We start from the raw sequence: 18,680 nt of genomic DNA, 5'->3' as shown, positions 1-18,680 counted from the left end.
CAGTCAGTCACGGTAACCGGTGAGTTCCATATAACCGACACCTGCGTGGCTGCCCGTGACGCTCACCGGGCTCTCCCAGTAGGGATAGAGCCCGGTGTTCATATAATTACCCCCGGGCGCCGACACAGTCAGTTGCACGCCCAGGTCCAGCACCTCCAGGCGCCATCGACGGGGCACGCCCTTTGGGTTCGGATCCATTGGCGCGATTCTCAGTTGATCAGCCCGCAGCGCCGCGGGCTCGCCCTCCGCCGGAACCCAGGTGCCCGCCTGAAAAGCGCCATCGTCCTGCCTCAACCGGAAGGCCATCAGCTTGTCACCCGAATCCAGGTGCAGGGCAAACCAGTCCCAGCCCTGCTGGCCGGGCTTGAGAAACTGACTGCTCCATTCCCGGTCGAACCAGCCCTGGCCGGATACCTCGAAGACCTGGTCCCCCAGCCTTACCCGGCCCTCGATGGCCAGATCCACCAGGCTGAAATACATGGAGCCTTCGCCACTGTCGGATTTGGCACTGAATCCCTGGTTACCGTGGGCCACCGGCGCCCGGTTCTGGTTGAGCGTGAGGTCGTACGACCATTTCCCGGCGTCCACCTGCAGTCGCCAGCGCTTGTCGTCGAGGGTGGTCAACTGCCAGTCGTCCAGCCACACGGACATTGGCGCTGCCCGGGCGCCGGCCTGGCCGATATCGCCCCGAGCCAGTTTTTCGGCGAACACATGGTTACCGGAGTAACTCACCGCTGCGTGAGCCATCCAGGCGGCGTGAAGGGGCCAATCGGTGGCCGGTGGCGGTTCGGCGCCGGCGGGCCGGGGTCGCAGGGCCTGGCGGAACTGCGTCCATTGCAACCCCAGCGGCTCACCGTCTGCCGTTTTCAGGTTGGCGGTGAGATACCACCACTCGATCCGGTGCTGGGGGTGCGGGCCGAAATCCCGCGGAAAGCTCAGGCGTTCCCCCGGCCCCGGCTGCAGGAACGGCACCTCGTGCTCCGACTCGGCAACGCCGGCCAGTCCGGCGAAGCCTTCGGACTCCGGGCGCTCTGAGCAGCCTGCGAGCACCCAGGCCAAGGCGCCGAAAACAAGGCAAAGGTAGGCGTGCCTCATCGTTCACCTCCGGTCAACGCATTGACACGGGATGGCGCCGAGATTCCATGCTGCAGTTGCCGGCGCATGAGCCATGCGATGCTCAGGCCAATGGCCAGGCTCAGCACCCCCAGCTCCAGCCAGAAGCCGGGGTACACCGCCATTGGCAGAGACCAGCCAAAGGCCAGCGGGTTGATGCGGTGCACCAGTACCCAGGTCAGCCATACGCCCAGCGGCAGCGCCAGCAGCGCAACGAGGCCGGTCAGGGTAACGGACAGCCGGGTGAGTTGGCGCGCGGCCTGCCCACGGGACATGCCCCACACCACCAGCAGCCGGAAATATCCGGCCCTGGTGGAGAAGAACACCCAGCCCATCAGAAGAAGGGCCGTAGCGGCGAGAATCAATGTGAGTAACGTCATCGCCCGGGTGAGCAGGAAGGTCTGGTCGAAGATCGCGGTCGCCAGTGACTGGATCGAGCGATTGTCCCGAACCGTCAGCTGTTCCTGTTGCCAGATATCACGCAGCCGGCCAGTAACGGTGTCCATGGACAGCGAACCTGGCGACACCGACAGGCTGCGAAACGTTGCTGGAAACTCCGTTGGCAAGGTGGCGGCACTGAGCAACAGCTCGCCCGCAGGCCGACCGTAATCCGGATAGATCGCCAGTATCGGCAACTCGACTGTCTGCCCCGCAAGCACCACCGTCAAGCTCTGTCCGATATCCAGCGCCTGTCGCCGGGCCAGTTGCTCGTTCACCATCAGACCGTCGCCAGCCGCCAGTTGCTGCCAGGCGTTGCCGGTGGCTTCGAGCAGTCGCCAGTCAGTCAACAGCGGCCCCACAGGAGCGATTGCCAGCACATCTACCTGAGTATCGGACCTCTCCGTACCACCGGCCAGGGTGGCGGTGCCACGAATCACCCTGTGCCATTCGCCGCCGGCTTCCGGCATCCGTTCGGCCAGCCAGGCTCCGGCCGGGTCGATATCCGCCTGTGGTGGCACCTCGATGTAGAAATCCGCCGCCAGCCGCTGGTCCAGCCAACGATCGAAGGTACTTTCGAAGGTGGTAACAAGGGCCTGCACCGCCAAAACCATGGCCATGGCAAACTGCAAGGCCACCAGTGGCAAGGCCAGGCGCCGTACCAGCACCGAGAGTTCCCGGTATCGCCAGCGAGCGAGGGGGTCCCGGGTGCGCCCGGCCCACGCCTCGCCCAAACCGCCAACCAACCCAGGGAGCCACAACCCTACGGCCACAAACACCAGCGCCACCCCGAGGAAAAGCACCGGTAGGGAATCAACGAGCATCGACAGCCCAAGGCCTGCGCCCAGCAGTGCCGGCGGCCACCAGCGCCGACCTTTCTCATGGGGCAACAGACCACGCAGCATCGGTCCGAGAAAATCCACCAGGCAGGCCGCCAGCACCACCCCCAGCATGATGCCTACGGGCACCAGCCAGCCACCGCCCTGCCCGGCATAGAGGGGCGCATCGAACAGGCCTTCCAGCGCCCGGCCAAAGCCATCACCAAGCACGGCGGCCAGGAGCCGACCCAGCCATACGCCCGGAAGAATGCACACCAGTGCCAGCAGCAATAGCTCCAGCACCAGTAATCGCCGGATACGCCCGGGGGGAACACCAAAACGCCGCAACAGCGCCAGGCTGTCCCGACGTTGTGCCAGCCCGAGCAGGTACACGCTGCGCACGAGCAGCGCGGTGATCAGCAGTACAAGAACCCCGAGAGCATCAAGGTTCAGCAGGAAGCTTTCACCCAGCTCACCGGTATCCGGCCCGACGGAGAAGGGCGCTGTCCGGTAACCCGCGGGCAGCGGCTCAGCCGATTCGGACCGATCAATGAGCAGGGAAAGCGAGGCCTGGTCGTCGGCACTTCCCGCGGCCTCGCTGATGTCCACAAAGGGCTGGCCATTCAGTTCCCCCTGCCAGGGTGCCTCGGTGCCAGTGTCAGTAACAAAGCAGGCCGCTGCCAGGGGGTCGATGCCAACGACCCGCCCGGTGTCCGGCCCCAAGACTTCAAGCCAGGGCATGACACACAGACCTTCACGCCGCAGGTAGGCAAAGTCAGCGACGGAAACCGGCTGGCCATCGGCCCGCACCACCTGGAGGCGCTCGGCCACCGCGGCCTCGCTCCGGTCCAGGCTGGCCCGGGCCTGGCTGGTCAGGTGATGCACGCCGGTCCAGAGCATAGTGGCCAGCAGGATCATCACAGCCAGCGCCAGTAATTGAAGGGGGTGGCGTCGATAGTGGCTGGTGAGGGCGGAAAAAACCGTCATGGCAGACTCACCGGGCCTGGCGATGGCCAAGATCCAGGGTCCGGTCGCAGCGGTCGGCCAGCTCGGTATCGTGGGTGGCCAGAATCAGGCCGCAGCCATGGCGGGACTGGAGATTGAACAGCACCTCGGCTACGTCCTCGGCGGTGCGCCGATCGAGGCTGCCAGTGGGCTCATCGGCGAGAATCAGGTCCGGCTGCATGGCGAACACCATGGCCAGGGCGGCCCTCTGCCTCTGGCCACCAGACACCTGGTCCGGATAGCGATCGGCCAGATCGCCAATGCCCAGGCGTTCGAGCCAGTCCCGGCAGGGCGCTTCGTCCCTGCTGGCAAGTCGGGAGCGCAGACGAACGTTATCAAGCAACGACAGCGCCGGCATCAGGTTGGCTTCCTGGAACACCACGCCCACACGGCGCCGCCGGAGTTCGCCCCAGCGTGTTTCAGCCCGCCCCAGGGGCCGCGATTGTGCTTCGAACGACTCGCCGAGTATCCGGAGGCTGCCGGCATCCGGCCACTCCAGACCACACAGCACATTCAGCAGGGTGCTCTTGCCCGAGCCCGAGCGGCCAATCAACGCGAGGGACTCGCCCCGGCCAAGATCCAGCGACAGCCCGTCGAAAACAGTGACCGGCTCGTTGCCGCTTCTGAACTGTTTGCGCAGGTCTTGGGCCGAGATCAACAGATCACTCATTCCGATGCTCCCAGAGGCTCTGCGGCCGAGCCATGACGCTGCGCCCGCCACTCGCGGAACTGCTCGAGCCAGGATAACAGGGCCGGTATCACCACCAGCACCAGGAGGGTCGACAGTCCCAATCCGAAGGCAATGGACGTTGCCATGGGAATCAGGAACTGGGCCTGCAGCGAGGTCTCGAACATCAGTGGCAGAAGGCCGCCAATGGTGGTCAGGGAGGTAAGCAGCACTGCGCGTACCCGCTGAACCGCAGCCTCATTGAGGGCATCGGTAATACCCAGACCCTTCTTCCGCTGCTGGTTGTAGAAGGCTACGAGGATAATCGCGTTATTGACCACAATGCCGGACAGCCCGAAAAGGCCAAACAGCGACAGGATGGTCAGTTGCAGCCCCATCACCCAGTGGCCAAGCAACGCCCCCACCAGCGCAAACGGAATGATCGCCATCACGATCAACGGCAGGCTCCAGGAGGCGAACACCCAGGCCAGCACCACATACATCAGACCCAGCCCGATCACCAGGCCGGTCTGCATGTCACCCAGGGTTTCCCGCTGGTCGGCCGCCCGGCCCTCGAAGCTGTAGCGCACGTTGTAGCGGCTGGCGATGTCCGGCAGGGCCTCGGCCTGCAGGCTTTCCAGGATCTGGTCGGTGGTGCTCACCCGGGTGTTCAGGCCTGATGTCACTTCCACCGCCAGCTTGCCGTCGGCGTGGCGCAGGGCCTGGAAGCCCTGCCGGTGGTCCAGGTTCATCACCTGGGTCAGTGGCACGAAACGGCCATCCGGCACCCGGACGGTCACCCTCGACAGCGTGGAAAGCCGTTCACGCTGATCCTTCGGCAACTGTACCCGCACCTCGATTTCATCCCGACGGTCCTGGTAGATCTGGGCAATCCGGCCGTCAAACGCCGCCCGCAGTTGTCGCCCCAGGTCGGCCGTCGTCAGCCCCAGGGCCTGGCCGTGGGCGCTCACCTGGTAGATCAGCTGTTCACGCCCCCAGGGCATATCGTCCTCAACATCCAGCACGCCCGGCAGGGTCGACAGGGCCTGGCTGAGTTCGTCTGCCGCCCGCTTGAGCTGTTCGGCGTCCTCTCCGGTCAGGCGCACATTCACATCGCGGCCCGGCGGTCCGGCCTGGCGCTCGGAAATGGTCAGATTATCCAGACCCGCCGGCAACGCCAGGCGCTCGCGCCACTCGGTGATGAACTCCGGGTTGCGCACCGAGCGCCGGTCCGAGGGCACCAGTTCAATCATCATGGATCCCAGCTCATCCCCGCTCCGTGAGCTGCCCTCTGCACCCTGGGTGGCGCCGACGGTGGTGACCGCATGCAGGATGAAATCGCCACCCAGGGCCTGCTCGGTCTCGTTCAGCGTTCGCTGCATTTGATGCAGAAAATCCTCCACGGTGCCCCGGTCGGTGCCGGCCACAAAACTGGCGTTGGCGTAGAACACCGAAGGCTCCGGCGTTGGGAAGAAATTGAACCCGAGCCGGCCACCGGCCAGCAGGCCTACCGTGACGATGGCCAGTGCCACGGCACCGGCTACGGTCGCGCCCCGGTGCTGCAGACTGTAGCGGGAGAACCGCCGGAACGGGCCCTCGCGGAAACGGTCGAAGCGTTGCTCAAAGCCCTGACGGAAGCGCTCCACCCGTCCGGGCCGGGCGGGCTCTGCAACGGCACGCCGGCTATTCCGGCGGGGTACGAAGGCATGGCGCAAATGGGCCGGCAGCACGATAAAGCACTCCAGTAGGGAGGCCACCAGCACGCAGATCATCACCAGAGGAATGTCCCCCAGGATATTGCCGATTACGCCGCCCACCACCAGCAACGGCATGAACGCGGCCACCGTGGTCAGGGACGAGGCCAGTACCGGCCACACCATGCGTTTGGCGGCGCCCTCGGAGGCGTATATGGATTCCTCACCCATGCGGGCATGGGCGTCGGCGTCCTCACCCACCACGATGGCGTCGTCGACAATCACCCCCAGAGCCATGATCAGGGCAAACAGGGAAATCATGTTGATAGAACCGCCGATCAGCCAGAGCACCGCCATGGCCGCCAGGAAAGCGGTGGGGATGCCTATGGCCACCCACAGTGCCACCCGCCCGGGCAGGAACAGGTACAGCAGGCAGATCACCAGCACCAGGCCGCCGAGGCCGTTGTTCACCAGCAGCGAAATCCGGTCGTCCAGCAACTGCCAGGTTTCATCATACACCTCCAGCTGCACCGTCGGCGGCAGGGTCGGTCGGGTGTCCGCCAGCCAGCGCTCCAGCACCCGGGCGGCGGCCAGGGAATTACCGTTCTCCGCTCGCTGCAGCTGCATTTCCACCGCCGGCTGACCGTCCTTTTCCAGGGTCACCTGGCTCTCACGGGCCTGCTGCCGGATGATGGCAACGTCACCCAGGTTGAGCTGAATGCGCTCACCACTGAGCACCGGAATGCTCTCGAACGCCTGGGGACTGCGCCGCTGTTCCACCGCCCGTAGTTCGCGGGTGGCATCCTGCTGGGCCATCATGCCGGCGGGCAGGTCCCGTGAAATGGCCGCCACCCGCTCTGCGATCTGCTCCAGGGACAGCCCGAGGGTCTCCAGGCGCTCCACCGGCACGTCAATGCTGATCTGCTGTTCAGGCAGCCCCCGGATGGACACCCGGTCTATGCCCCGCTGCAGCAGCTCGTCTTCGAACCGGTACGCCAGTTGCCGCAGCTCATCCCGCGCCACCGGCCCCGACACCAGCAGGCGCGCCACTGGCTCGTAGCGCTCCACGCGGGTTACCTGGGGTTCTTCCGCCTCGGCCGGGAAATTGGTGAACTCGTCCACCTGTTGCTGGACGTCGTCCAGGGCCTGGATCGGGTTGGTGCCCTCCTCGAATTCCAGGGTGATGGACGACACGCCCTGGGCGGAGGTGGACGTCATCTTCTTGAGGCCATCAATGCTGCGCAGCCTCTGCTCCAGCGGGTTGGTGATGCCCTGCTCGATGTCCTCGGCAGAGGCGCCGCTCCAGACCACCCGCACGCTGACAATGTCCAGGGCGAAGGTGGGGAAGAACTGGATATTCATCCGGGTCAGCGCCAGCACACCGCCCAGCAACATCACCAGCATCACCAGGTTGGCCGCCACCCGATGATGGACGAAGAAGCCGATCACGCCCTTGTTGCGTCTCATTGGGCCGGGGCCTCCGTGCCGGACACATCCACCTTGAGACCGGTAAGCGCATTGGGCAGATGGGTGGTGATCAACCGGGCGCCGGAGACCAGGGCATCACCCGACACGAGCAGGCGGCGCTCCCCGTCATCGGCTCGTGCCTCGCCAATCCGGTTCACACTGACCTGCCGCATGCGGCCTTCATCCGTCATCAGGTACACGCGATCGGCGCCGTACAGAGCACTGAACGGAATGGCCACGGTCTGTTCCCTGGGCGCCCGCTCCAGGGTTACCGGCAGCAGACCACCGGGCCGCAGCCCGCCCGGATCGCCCGCCAGCCGCAATATGGCCTCGGTACCCGAGGCATCGCTGGTGCCGGCAAAGCGCACCAGACGGAAGCTGTGCTGGCCGTCAGCGCTGGTGGCGGTCAGGGTCTCGCCGCGGGCCAGGGAGTCGAGCAGCTCGGCCCGGAACATTTCGGGCACACGGGCCCGGAGTTCAAGGCCCTGGGCAGGGTATAGTGACAGCAGCACCTGGTTAGGGCTGACCTGGTCGCCTTTGGCTACCCGGATATCGGTCACCACCCCTTCGAAGGGCGCCACCATGCGTGCTCGTTCGGCGTTCCGCTCGGTGTTGGCCAGGCTGGCCTGCGCCTGGGCCAGTTTTGCTTCCAGGCTTTGCAGCCGCGACGGGTGTTCATCGATCGAACGTTGCCGGGCGCTGACCGTCAGTTCTGCGCGGGCTGCCGCATCGTTTGCCGCTTCCAGGGCTTCACGGGAGGCCAGGTTGCGGTCCACCAGTGAGCGCGTGCGCTCAAGCTGTCGCCGGGCATTCTCGAGAATGGTTTTTTCGCTCTCCAAGGCCGCCCGGTCATTGCGATAGCGCACCTGCTCAGACCGGATCTGCGCTTCCAGGTCCCGAACCTGGGCCCGGGCCTGGGCGAGGGCAGGTTCTATGTCCGCCTCAGACAGCGCCACCAGCAGGTCACCGGCGTTCACCCGCTCGCCCTCGGTCACCGGCCGCGCACCGATCCGCCCGGGCAATGTGGCGGTCACCGTCACCTGTTCCGGCGCCACCAGTTCGCCATAAAGAGGCAGCACGGGTGTGTGGGTGCCAGGCTCCAGGGTCTGAACCTGAACGCGCCAGCTCCGTTCGGTGGCGGTTACTTCGGCGGGTTCCGGGCGGGTCATTTTCAGGAACGCAAAGCCGGCAATACCGATGGCAATGATGACGGCGGGTATCAATCGTTTAAGCATAGAGTCCGGGCCAACCAGGTCTTGGGGTGCCTTTCAGGCAGTGAAAATCCTACTACTATACAATCTACGGCAAATTTCGGATCCGGAGCCGCCCGGTCACGGTGACAGAACCGGCAGCCGGCGCTCCAATATCTCTCATCACAGGGAACCATAGAGCAGTGGAACACCTCCTGCACATCCTGAACGCCAGCATCATCAACATAATCCTTGTGGTGGTCGTCGTGGTGCTGCATAACGAGGTACTGGTGCGCCTCAGTGGCCTGCTGGGCCGAATGCGCCAGAGCCACCATTTCCGGTTGATTGTCGGTGTTCTGGGCGTGCTGGCCACCCATACCCTGCAGGTGTGGATTTTTGCCACGGCCTATTATGTGATGCTCAGGACCGAAGGCTGGGGTGCAATCACCGGTAACACCTCGGGCAGCTTTTGGGACTGCGTCTACTTTTCCTTCACCACCTTTACCACCCTGGGCTACGGCGACATCGAGGCCCTGGGTGTGATGCGATTCCTGACCGGCATCGAAGCATTGACAGGCCTGGTACTGATTACCTGGAGTGCGTCGTTCCTGTATGTGGAGATGCAGCGTTACTGGCCCAGCCGGTAACGCATCTTATGAGAGGAACAATGGGCGATCCAGGGTTCGGCGACATAAAAAAGCCCCGGGTGGAGGAGTTGGATCCACCCGGGGCAGAATGTCACCCGCTGGCTATGGGACGCGGGTAACCGCCATGCACTTAAACTCTGGCAGCGAGCGCGGCACGCAGGGTCCGGCCAGAGTCACCGAGGGATACGACTCCCGCCAGAAACGGATCACCCGGAAGTGCAATACTCGCCCATCACGGACGGGGTCTTTTGAGCAGGGAGACAAACCTGGGGTCAGCGGTACCGACGCTGATCGAGGGTAGTGAGGCGGTCCGGATGGAACACCATCAGGCCAGTGACGAAGGTGCCGTTCACAAAGCCTTCGGGAATCATGAAAAGTGGCAGGTAGCGGAGGTATTCGTGCACCAGTTCGTCAAAGGTGTAGACCCCGCTGCTCCAGAGCATCAGGCACATGACGATGCCAGCCGCGGCTACCGCAAGACCCGCTCCAAAAAAGCCGCAGAAGAAGATATACGCGAAAAAATTCCGGAAATTGCGCCGCCGCTCCCACAGCATGATGCCGTGGCTCACCATGGCCGGCACCATAACCGTGATCAGGCCATTGGCGGCAAACATGACCAGGGGTTCGCGGCCGGTGATCACGGTAATCACCAGCGCCAGCAGCCCTGCCATCACCGCCAGTGCCCAGCCCAGCATGAGCGTGATCACGGTGATGCCGAACACATGAATGGCCAGGCCGGGAGACAGCCCGGCGCGCAGCTGCCAGACAAACCCCAATACAACCGCTGCGCCAAAAAAGGAGTGCTGCAACGCGTTGTCCTTACGGAACCCCTGCCAGTCGATGGTCCGGGCCGCACGAACGAGAATGGCCAGAAAAATCACCAGGGTGAGAATCCACTGGCTGGTCGATAACAGGTTTTCGGTCATGCCCATGGGGAATCTACCGGAACGATCGCGTCAAGGAGACCATCATATAGGCTTGCCCCACCCGGAGCGCAAGCCGGCATGCCACGCTTAGGCGGGTTGGCGGTCGAGCCGGCTCCGGTCGGTCAGGCGCTGCCAGGCTTCGTAAGTGCTCAGGAACACCTGCCCGCCCAGGTGCGACAGCAGTTCAGTGTCCTGCAGGCGATCCATCACTGGCCCTTTCACTTCCGACAGGTGCAACCGAACGCCCGCGTCTTTCATACGTTCGTTGATGGCTTCCAGGCTTTCCAGGGCGGACGCATCCACCAGGTTCACCGCCGGGCACACCAGCACCAGATCCTGCAGTTCCGGCTGCCGGGTCACCAGATCCATTACCGTTTCTTCCAGGAACCGGGCGTTGGCGAAGTACAGGCTTTCGTCTACCCGCAGGAAAGTCACCCGTGGGCACAGCTCCACCTTGTGGCGAAGCACATTGCGGAAGTGCTCGGTGCCCGGAACGCGACCCACCACGGCACTGTGGGGCCGACTGGTGCGGTACAGGAACAGGCCGATCGACAGCGCCACCCCGGCAACGATGCCCGCTTCCACGCTGTGCACCAGGGTCAGCACGATGGTGGCGAGCATGGCACCGAAATCCGGGCGGGAATAGCGCCAGGTGCGCCCCAACGCGGGCAGGTCAATCAGCGTAGACACCGCCACGATGATGGTGGCTGCCAGAGTGGCCTGGGGCAGATAGGCGATGGCCGGCGTCAGGAACATCGTCGCCAGGGCAATACCCACAGCGGCATAGGCGCCGGCCGCCGGTGTTTCCGCACCCGCATCGAAGTTCACAACCGACCGGGAAAATCCACCGGTCACCGGCAGCCCCCCGGACAGGCCGGCGCTCAGGTTGGCGTTGCCCAGTCCGATCAGCTCCTGGTCCGGGTCAATGGTCTGGCGGCGCTTGGCTGCGAGGGTCTGCCCCACCGACACCGATTCCACAAAACCGACAACGCCAATCAGCAGGGCGCTGACTGCCAGCTGCTGCCACAACCCGGGATCCAGACTCGGCAAGGTCAGCTCCGGCAACCCCCGAGGCACCTCGCCCACCAGCCTCACGCCGGCGCTTTCCAGGTCCAGTTGCCAGGCCAGCAGGGTGGTGACCACCACCGCCACAATGGGGGCGGTCCGGCCCAGGATATCCGCCACTCTGGGCGCCAAACCGAGGGTCACCAGCAAGGGCTTGAGGCCCTTGCGAGCGAAAACCAGGAACACCAGGGTTCCCGCGCCCAACAGCAGGGTCACGCCATTGAACTGACCGATCGTGAGCCACAGGGAGCGGCCGATCTCCAGCAGGTTGTGGCCGGAGGCCTGGACACCGAACAGATGCTTGAGCTGGCTGGCAGCGATCACCAGGCCTGAGGCCGTGATAAACCCGGAAATCACCGGGTGGCTGAGAAAGTTGGCCAGAAAGCCCAGCCGCAGGATGCCCATCACCGTCAGCATCAGGCCGGACATCACCGCCAGCAGCACGGCGCCAGCAAGGTACTCCGGGCTGCCCACCTCTGCCAGCGGCGCCAGGGCAGCCGCGGTCATCAGCGAGGCCACCGCCACCGGGCCCACCGACAGGGTGCGGCTGGTGCCGAAAACCGCGTACACCATCAGCGGCAGGATGCTGGCGTACAGCCCCACGTAGGCCGGCAGCCCCGCGAGCAGCGCGTAGGCAAGCGACTGGGGAATCAGCATCACGGTCACGATGGTTGCGGCCACCAGATCGCTGGTGGCCTGGTCCCGGCCATATCCGGGCGCCCACTGCAGAATGGGCAGGTAACGTTTGAGGCTCATGGTCGGCGTCAGAACCGGTTGATCGGCACTTTCAGGTACACCTGGCCGTTGCTCTCCGCCGGCGGCATGTGCCCGGCACGCATGTTGACCTGGACCGAGGGAATGATCAGGCGCGGCATGCCCAGGGTGGCGTCGCGCTCGGTGCGCATCTTCACAAACGCATCCTCGGAGATGCCCTCGTGCACGTGGACATTGCCCCGCCGCTGCTCGGCCACGGTGGTCATGCACTGGTATTCCTCACGGTCCGGCCCCTTGTAGTCGTGACACAGGAACAGGCGGGTCTCCGGCGGCAGCGCCAGCACTTTGCCGATGGACCGGTACAGGGTTCGGGCATCGCCGCCGGGGAAGTCGCAGCGGGCAGTACCATAATCGGGCATAAACAGGGTGTCGCCCACGAAGGCGGCGTCACCGATCACGTAGGTGAGGCACGCTGGCGTGTGTCCGGGCGTGTGCAGCACCCGTGCGGTCAAACCGCCGATATTGAAGCTGTCGCCCTCCTCGAACAGCCGGTCAAACTGGCTGCCATCGCGCTGGAACTCGGTGCCTGCATTGAAGGCCTTGCCAAAGATTTCCTGAACATCGCGGATATGGGCACCAATGCCGGTTTTACCACCCAGTTGCTCATGCAGGTAAGGCGCCGCAGACAGGTGATCGGCATGGACGTGGGTTTCCAGAATCCACTCGACCTTCAGGTTGTTGCGTTGAACAAACTCGATGATGGCATCGGCCGAGCGCACGTCGGTGCGACCGGCGGCGTAATCGAAGTCCAGCACGGAATCGAGGATCGCGCAGGCGTGACTGTCCGGATCGCGCACCACGTAGCTGAAGGTGTTGGTCGGTTCATCAAAGAACGGCTGCACGGTGGGATTGCTCATGACGTTCACCTCTCTGAATCTGTCACAAAGTCAGCATTAATTTTGATCTAAGGATATATCATTAAGTAATATGAGGTGAAATCATCTTTTTTCATATGCGCACTGTCCCTGATGCATCCACCAGGCAGTCCCGCCCGCTCTCTTTGGCCAGGTAGAGCCGATGGTCCGCCAGGCCTATCAGCGCCTCCGGGGTGGCCGGCGTGGCGGTAAACTCATCGATGCCGGCAACGCCGGCGCTGAGCGTTACCGGCACCGACTGGCGTTCAAACACGAACGGTTCATCACGCACCGATTGCAGAATCCGCATCACCAGCTGCGGCACGTCGGTCTGTTCCAGGGCATTGAACACCACCAGGAACTCTTCCCCGCCAAAGCGCGCAATCACGTCCATGGTGCGGGTCTGGCTGGTCAGGATCGCCGCAATTCGCTGCAGGATGTAATCGCCCCCGAGGTGGCCAATGGAGTCGTTAATGGCCTTGAAGTGGTCCACATCGAACATCGCCAGGGCAAATTTCTCGCCCCGACGGTTGCTGCGTCCCAGGAGTTCCTCCAGGCGCGGCATCAGGTAACGGCGGTTGTGCAGACCGGTCAGTGGATCACGGATGGACTGGTTGAGCAGCTCCTCCTCCAGGCGATGCCGCTCCAGGGCGCCTGACAGAAGGCCAGACACGATGATCAGCAGGTCCGCCTGATCCTGACGCCAGGTGCGCTGGCGCAGGGAGTCCACGCCAAAGAAACCCGTCACCCGGCCCCGCACGCGAATGGGCACCGAAAACATGGAAGACACGCCCTGCTCCTGCAGCAAGGCTCGCTCGGCGGCAGCCGTAGCGGGCAACCGGTCGACATCCTCGATGAACACCACACGGCTGGCACTGACCATGCCCTCAATCTGCTCCTGCCACCAGTGGAAGTGCTCGATGACCACGTCCTGCTGGCCGTCTTTCAGGGCGGGCACGCCAGCACGACACCACTCATGGGTGTTGGTCATCCGCTGGTAATCGTCCGAAAAGCCGTACACGTAGGCACGGTCCACTTCGAAAAACTCGCCGATGGACCGCAGCAGCTCATCAATGCACTGATCAATGGTGCCGAATCCCAGGTTGATGAATTCCGTCGACAGCCGGGCAATCAACCGCTGGAAGCCAGCCTGGAACGAAAATTCCGCCTCGCTCTCGCGCAGGCTCTGCTCCAGTGCCTTGTAATGCTGGATATTATGGAATTGGCCGTACCAGAGGGTGCTGCCGTCGGCCTGTCGCTCCGGCACCGAATGCGCCTCAAACCACTGGTACTGGCCATCCGCGAGCCGAAGTCGAGCCCGATAGCTCCAGGGTTTACCCGTGGTGGCGGACTGCTGGATGCTCGCGGTGATCGCGTCAGCGTCTTCAGGGTGGATCACCGAGAACACGGCGTCTGCATTTTCATTGAGCGCGGCGGGGTCGACGCCAAACAGGGTATGCACCTGGTGACTGACGAAAGGGTATCGATGGGACCGGCCGTCTGCGCTGAGCCAGTAGGTGAACAGGACGCCTGGAACACCCGAAGCCAGTTTCTGGAAAAAATGGGCAGGCATCGCAGTCGCCTGCCCATCGTCGGACCTGCTCACCATGGACTAACCGTCTCCCTGACCGAAGAGCCTACCCTCTCCCTAAGGAGTGTAGCTCACCGGATCACGCCAGCCAGGGACGAACGAGTACCTTTTACAGGGTTTCCAGACGCTCCCTGGCTTCGGCACGGCGTCCAGCATCAGCCACTTCCCGGCCGGGCCGTCCCGGTGCTTCGAGCACCTTCTGTAGATAGGCGCGGGCCCGCTCCGGTTCACCCTGATCGAGCAGGAAGTCACCGAAGAAGAAATTCGCATCCAGACCCTCAGGATTGATGGCCAGCGCTTTCTGAAGGTACTGCCGGGCCTTGTCGTCGTCGCCGAACCCCAGCGGCCACCCGGGCACCTGGTAATACAGACTACCAAGAGACGTATAGGCAGAACCGTCCAGCGCCGTTCCGTTGATGGCCAGTGCGGCCTCCAGCGACTTGCGGGCATCCTTGACCAGACCCAGGGCGCCGAGACCGCCCTTGGCACCGGCATAGGTGCTGAGCACGATGCCCTGCCAGATCAGGGGTTCGGCGCGATCCGGATAATGCGCCACAAAGTCTTCTGCCTCGCCGGCCAGGGCCTCGAAGGCCTTTTCCTTCTGGTCGTCAGGCATCTGATACTGGATCTCCGCCCAGCGATGCTGGATGGCCGACAGCTCCGTTTCAAGATCCGCGGACCAGGCCGGCTGGGCGAGCAAGACAAGAAAAGCCAAAAGCACAGGTTTCATGACAGAGCCCTCGAATCCAGGAATCGCCGGATCACCGGCAGCTGTTTGAGCATCGCCTTGTCGACTACACGGGGCAGGATGCCGTTGATCACCACGAACAGACGCTCCGGCCAGCCCAGGAACCGGCGCCGCTGGTCCGTCTCCATGGCACGGAGTATCTCCGAGGCCACCTTTTCAGGTGGATCCATGGTGTTGCCCAGCGCCTGGTTGAGCTGGTTCACCGCTTCGGGGTTCATCGCCGTGGCGGTTGCCCGTGGGGCCACATACACCACCTGCACCGGCGTATCTGCCAGCTCCCGGCGCAGCGACTCGGTAAAGCCTCGCAGCCCGAACTTGCTGGCGCAGTACGCGGTGTAGCCGGGAAAGCCGATACTGCCGAACGTGGATCCCACGAACACCAGCGCCCCCTGGCCGGCTTTCTCGAACCTGGGCGCGAAATGCCGTGCCACCAGCAGCGCCGAACGCAGGTTAACCATCAACTGGGCATCCAGCTCGGCCACCGGCATCTTGCCAAGGCTGGCAAACCGGTTCTGGCCGGCGCAGTGAATCACGCCGTCGATGTCGGGGTAGGCCTCGTTCAGGCGCGCCAGCTGTTGGTCGAGATCCGCCGCTGCCAGGTCCAGATACACCGGGGACACCCCTTCCTGGTGTTCCAGGCACTCCGGGTGCCGTGAGGCCACGATTACCCGGGCACCTGCGCCTACCAGGGGCGCGATCAGGGCCTTGCCAATACCACCGGAGCCGCCCAGCAGCAGAAAAACCCGATCATGCAACCGCATGGCTTTGCTCCTTGCGCCGGGCTGGCAGCGGGATGCTGTGCAGCATATCGCCGTACAGGCGGTAAACCATGCGCGCGGCCTCAATGATGGCCTGCTGGTCGTCCGGATCGGTGATGCTGTTCATCAGGTTACGGAAGAACTCGAAATGCTCCTGGTCCAGGGCACCGTGGGAATACAGGTAGCTGAAGGCCTGGTTGGGCAACTTCAGCTGCTTCTGGATCGCCTCGCCCAGCGGCGTGGCCAGCTCGATGGAGGTGCCCTCAAGCACCTGAACCATACCAAAGAAGGCTGCGGGGTTGCCCCGGTTGATCCGGTCGTACAGGTAGGCAACCATCAGTTCGATGGAGGTATCCGGTGTGCCGTGTCGAATGGCTTCCTTGTCCTCACCGCAGGCGGCAAGATCGTTCAGGATCCACTCATGATGGCCGTACTCTTCCTCGATATATTCCACCAGTGCCTTGCGCACGAATTCCAGGCGCTCGGGCAAACGGCCGCCACAGGCCATCATCAGCGGAACCGTGTGTTTAACATGGTGGTAGGCCTGGGTCAGGAACCAGGTGTAGCCATCCAGATCAAAACGACCCTCGCGAATGGCGGTAATGACGGGTGCACCGGTAACGTGGGCGCGGGCCTCGGCAGTCTCGGACTGCAGTCGATCGAAAAATGCCATGAAAGATCCTCCTGGCAGGTGTGAAGAATGGTTGGGGTCAATAGTGAGTGAGCAAGCGCCGGCGACCAGTGTCGGCAGGTCCGCCTGGATGCGCTGTCGCATGGGGCGCCCGTTGGCGGTCAGGTAGCCATCGGCATGGGTAAGTGGCAGGCGCCGGACATGCACCCGGGCGAGCCGGGCGTAATCCGGCAGGCGTTCATTGAGGGATGCAAGCTGCGCCCCCAGAGCGTCTGTCGAGCGATCATCCTGCACCACCAGCAAGGCCGAGGGATGCGGATCGCCGTCGCCATACACCACGGCCTGACGCGCGCTCAGGGCCTGAATCAGCTCAGTCTCCAGCCACTCGGGGCTGATGTTGCGTCCAAAGCTGGTGATCAGCAGGTTCTTGGCGCGGCCGTTGACCGACAGGAAGCCATCGGAATGACTGGCGCCGAGATCTCCCGTATCCAGCCACCCATCCTCGACGACGCGGTCGCCCAAATAGCCCAGGTGAGTGTTACCGGCAACCCGGATGTGGCCGCGGTCATCCACCCGAACGCGCACGTGGCCCAGCGGCTGGCCGACGGAGCCTTCGCGCTCGGCGCCGGGCACGTTCAGGGCCACCACGGAACCGCACTCCGACAGGCCGTAGCCTTCGTAAAGCGGCAGCCCGACGGCACGCCCCCTGGCCAGCAGATCGGGAGACACCCGTCCGCCGCCCACCGCCAGGAACCGGAAGCCATCACCACTCAGTTGCTGCTGCTCGGCCGCGGCCACCAGGGCCTGCGCCAGTTCCGGAACCAGTATCAGCGAGTGGGGCCGATGGTGATTAATAGCCTCTACCAGCCGTTTGACGTCCAGACCGCTGCTGCCCGTCATACCCAGGCTGTGCAGGGGTGCCACGGTGACCGTGCCGCCCATCAACAGGGGCAGATAAACACCGGCAATGTTCTCCAGCAGGGTGGCCAGGGGCAGAATGCACAGGTGATGCTCCAGGGATACACCGGCCAAACGCTCTTTCAGGGCCAGGGTGGTCGCGGTCATCTGGGCGATGGACAGGCACACACCCTTGGGGGTGCCCGTGCTGCCCGAGGTGAAGGTGATTTTTGCCGTCTGCTCGTGCATCCATGCCTCGCCGCGGGCTTCGGGCAATCGCGTCAACCAGACGCCATACCCCAGATGTTCTCCGCCGTCTGACGCCTCCGCCGACAGCAGGCAATCCAGGCCCGCCCGTTCCGTGAGGTGGGCGGTTTGCGAGGGTGAGAAAAACACCGGTACCGGCACACACACCACCCCGGCCAGCATGCACGCCAGATCGGCCAGAACCCAGGCCATGGTGTTGTCGCCACAGAGGCCGGCCCTGCGCACACCCGAACGGGTCAGTTGATCGGCCAGGGCCTGCGCGGCCTGCATCATCTGGGCGTAGGTAAAGGCAGCCTCCGGCCCCTGCAAAGCCGTTCGCGACGGATGCGTGCCGGCCTGGCGTGCCAGAAGGTCAGGCAATGTGGCCATAGGACCCTCCGGCTGCGGTGCCGTCTGCACAATCGGCTTCGACGGATTGAATCAGCCGCAGAAGGCCTGCGCTGCGAAGGGCGGACATGCCGTCCGCCACCCGAATGGCCATGACCACCGGGTGATGATCGTAATAACGGCCCCAGCCGGCGCCACCATCGGGCAAGCGGGCCGGATCGGCGTCACCCAGGACGTCTGTCGCAATACCGAGCCGGTGAAAGCTGTTGCGCAACTGGTCGGTGCCGGTACAGACCACCCAGTCGTATCCGGCACCATCGAGCCACACCGACAGCGACGCAAACAGGAACCGGCTGACGCCGGCTTCCACACCGGCCAGATGGGCAATCTCGGCAATCCGGTGACGCTCAACGCCCGGCTCCGGCAGCACCGATTCCACCGGCACCAACAGATAGTCCTCCAGAAACAGTCTCTCCAGCGCGGCATTGCGTACCCCCACGGCGGCCAGCAGGCTGCCCTGGGCAGTGGTCAGCGCCAGCAGCGCCGGTATCCGCAGGGTGGGCTCGGCACCATAGGCATGGAGGAAGCGACGCCGGATGAAACCCGCGACGGTTCCGGCCATGGCGGTCTCGGGACGGATTTCGTTAAACCAGCGACCGGCACAACGGAAGACCGGAACCACCTCCCCGGAATCCGGGGAACAATACGTGGACATCATCAGCGGGTCTGTCATGTTAAGCCTCCTGAAGCAACAGCTACCAGACTAGGGCCGCAGGCTTAACCAAGGCTTAAGGGCAGGCGTG

Annotated in this window: 14 protein-coding genes; 1 reads left to right on the top strand and 13 read right to left on the bottom strand. The window is 63.9% G+C overall.

The genetic code is table 11. The features are described from left to right. Positions 1 to 3: 3 nt before the first annotated feature. Genes BM344_RS11755 through BM344_RS11735 form a run of 5 tightly spaced genes read right to left on the bottom strand, consistent with a single transcriptional unit; the run spans position 4 to position 8,437 of the window. Positions 4 to 1,095, bottom strand: a complete 1,092-nt coding sequence (locus tag BM344_RS11755) for a lipocalin-like domain-containing protein (RefSeq protein WP_091989960.1) — start codon at positions 1,093 to 1,095, stop codon at positions 4 to 6. Next, the gene (locus tag BM344_RS11750) at positions 1,092 to 3,356 is read right to left on the bottom strand and encodes an FtsX-like permease family protein (protein ID WP_091991073.1); all 2,265 of its coding nucleotides are present in this window, start codon (positions 3,354 to 3,356) and stop codon (positions 1,092 to 1,094) included. Before BM344_RS11750 ends, BM344_RS11755 begins: the two co-directional genes overlap by 4 nt. 7 nt (positions 3,357 to 3,363) lie before the next feature. Next, complete coding sequence (locus tag BM344_RS11745) at positions 3,364 to 4,044, bottom strand: ABC transporter ATP-binding protein (RefSeq protein ID WP_091989957.1); 681 nt, start codon at positions 4,042 to 4,044, stop codon at positions 3,364 to 3,366. Continuing rightward, positions 4,041 to 7,202 (bottom strand): efflux RND transporter permease subunit, encoded by a 3,162-nt coding sequence (locus BM344_RS11740; RefSeq protein WP_091989954.1) that lies wholly within the window; start codon positions 7,200 to 7,202, stop codon positions 4,041 to 4,043. Before BM344_RS11740 ends, BM344_RS11745 begins: the two co-directional genes overlap by 4 nt. After that, a complete protein-coding gene (locus BM344_RS11735; RefSeq protein WP_091989951.1) occupies positions 7,199 to 8,437 on the bottom strand; it encodes an efflux RND transporter periplasmic adaptor subunit in 1,239 nt (412 codons plus the stop codon). Before BM344_RS11735 ends, BM344_RS11740 begins: the two co-directional genes overlap by 4 nt. Before the next feature lie 176 nt (positions 8,438 to 8,613). Between BM344_RS11735 and BM344_RS11730 the strand changes: the two genes are divergently transcribed. Next, positions 8,614 to 9,039, top strand: a complete 426-nt coding sequence (locus BM344_RS11730) for a potassium channel family protein (RefSeq protein WP_091991071.1) — start codon at positions 8,614 to 8,616, stop codon at positions 9,037 to 9,039. Between the two features lie 272 nt (positions 9,040 to 9,311). Here BM344_RS11730 and BM344_RS11725 read toward each other — a convergent pair whose 3' ends face one another. The 8 genes from BM344_RS11725 to BM344_RS11690 form a co-directional block, all read right to left on the bottom strand. Next, a complete protein-coding gene (locus tag BM344_RS11725) occupies positions 9,312 to 9,971 on the bottom strand; it encodes an energy-coupling factor ABC transporter permease (protein WP_091989949.1) in 660 nt (219 codons plus the stop codon). A gap of 81 nt (positions 9,972 to 10,052) precedes the next feature. Then, the gene (locus tag BM344_RS11720; RefSeq protein WP_091989946.1) at positions 10,053 to 11,786 is read right to left on the bottom strand and encodes a SulP family inorganic anion transporter; all 1,734 of its coding nucleotides are present in this window, start codon (positions 11,784 to 11,786) and stop codon (positions 10,053 to 10,055) included. Positions 11,787 to 11,794: 8 nt separating this feature from the next. Next, complete coding sequence (locus tag BM344_RS11715) at positions 11,795 to 12,661, bottom strand: MBL fold metallo-hydrolase (RefSeq protein WP_091989943.1); 867 nt, start codon at positions 12,659 to 12,661, stop codon at positions 11,795 to 11,797. 91 nt (positions 12,662 to 12,752) lie between these two features. Beyond that, on the bottom strand, positions 12,753 to 14,231 hold the full coding sequence (locus BM344_RS11710; RefSeq protein ID WP_228143609.1) for a diguanylate cyclase: 1,479 nt from the start codon (positions 14,229 to 14,231) through the stop codon (positions 12,753 to 12,755). A 127-nt stretch (positions 14,232 to 14,358) separates the two neighbouring features. After that, on the bottom strand, positions 14,359 to 14,979 hold the full coding sequence (locus tag BM344_RS11705; RefSeq protein WP_091989937.1) for a tetratricopeptide repeat protein: 621 nt from the start codon (positions 14,977 to 14,979) through the stop codon (positions 14,359 to 14,361). Continuing rightward, complete coding sequence (locus BM344_RS11700) at positions 14,976 to 15,758, bottom strand: SDR family oxidoreductase (protein WP_091989935.1); 783 nt, start codon at positions 15,756 to 15,758, stop codon at positions 14,976 to 14,978. The genes BM344_RS11705 and BM344_RS11700 overlap by 4 nt, the downstream gene beginning before the upstream one ends. Further along, complete coding sequence (locus tag BM344_RS11695; protein ID WP_091989931.1) at positions 15,745 to 17,919, bottom strand: AMP-binding protein; 2,175 nt, start codon at positions 17,917 to 17,919, stop codon at positions 15,745 to 15,747. The genes BM344_RS11700 and BM344_RS11695 overlap by 14 nt, the downstream gene beginning before the upstream one ends. Continuing rightward, complete coding sequence (locus tag BM344_RS11690) at positions 17,903 to 18,610, bottom strand: thermostable hemolysin (protein WP_208603394.1); 708 nt, start codon at positions 18,608 to 18,610, stop codon at positions 17,903 to 17,905. The genes BM344_RS11695 and BM344_RS11690 overlap by 17 nt, the downstream gene beginning before the upstream one ends. Positions 18,611 to 18,680 lie beyond the last annotated feature (70 nt).

Origin of the sequence: Marinobacter gudaonensis (assembly GCF_900115175.1) — a bacterium.
In the GTDB taxonomy this organism is placed as follows: domain Bacteria; phylum Pseudomonadota; class Gammaproteobacteria; order Pseudomonadales; family Oleiphilaceae; genus Marinobacter; species Marinobacter gudaonensis.
This window is presented reverse-complemented; position numbering and strand designations above follow the sequence as displayed.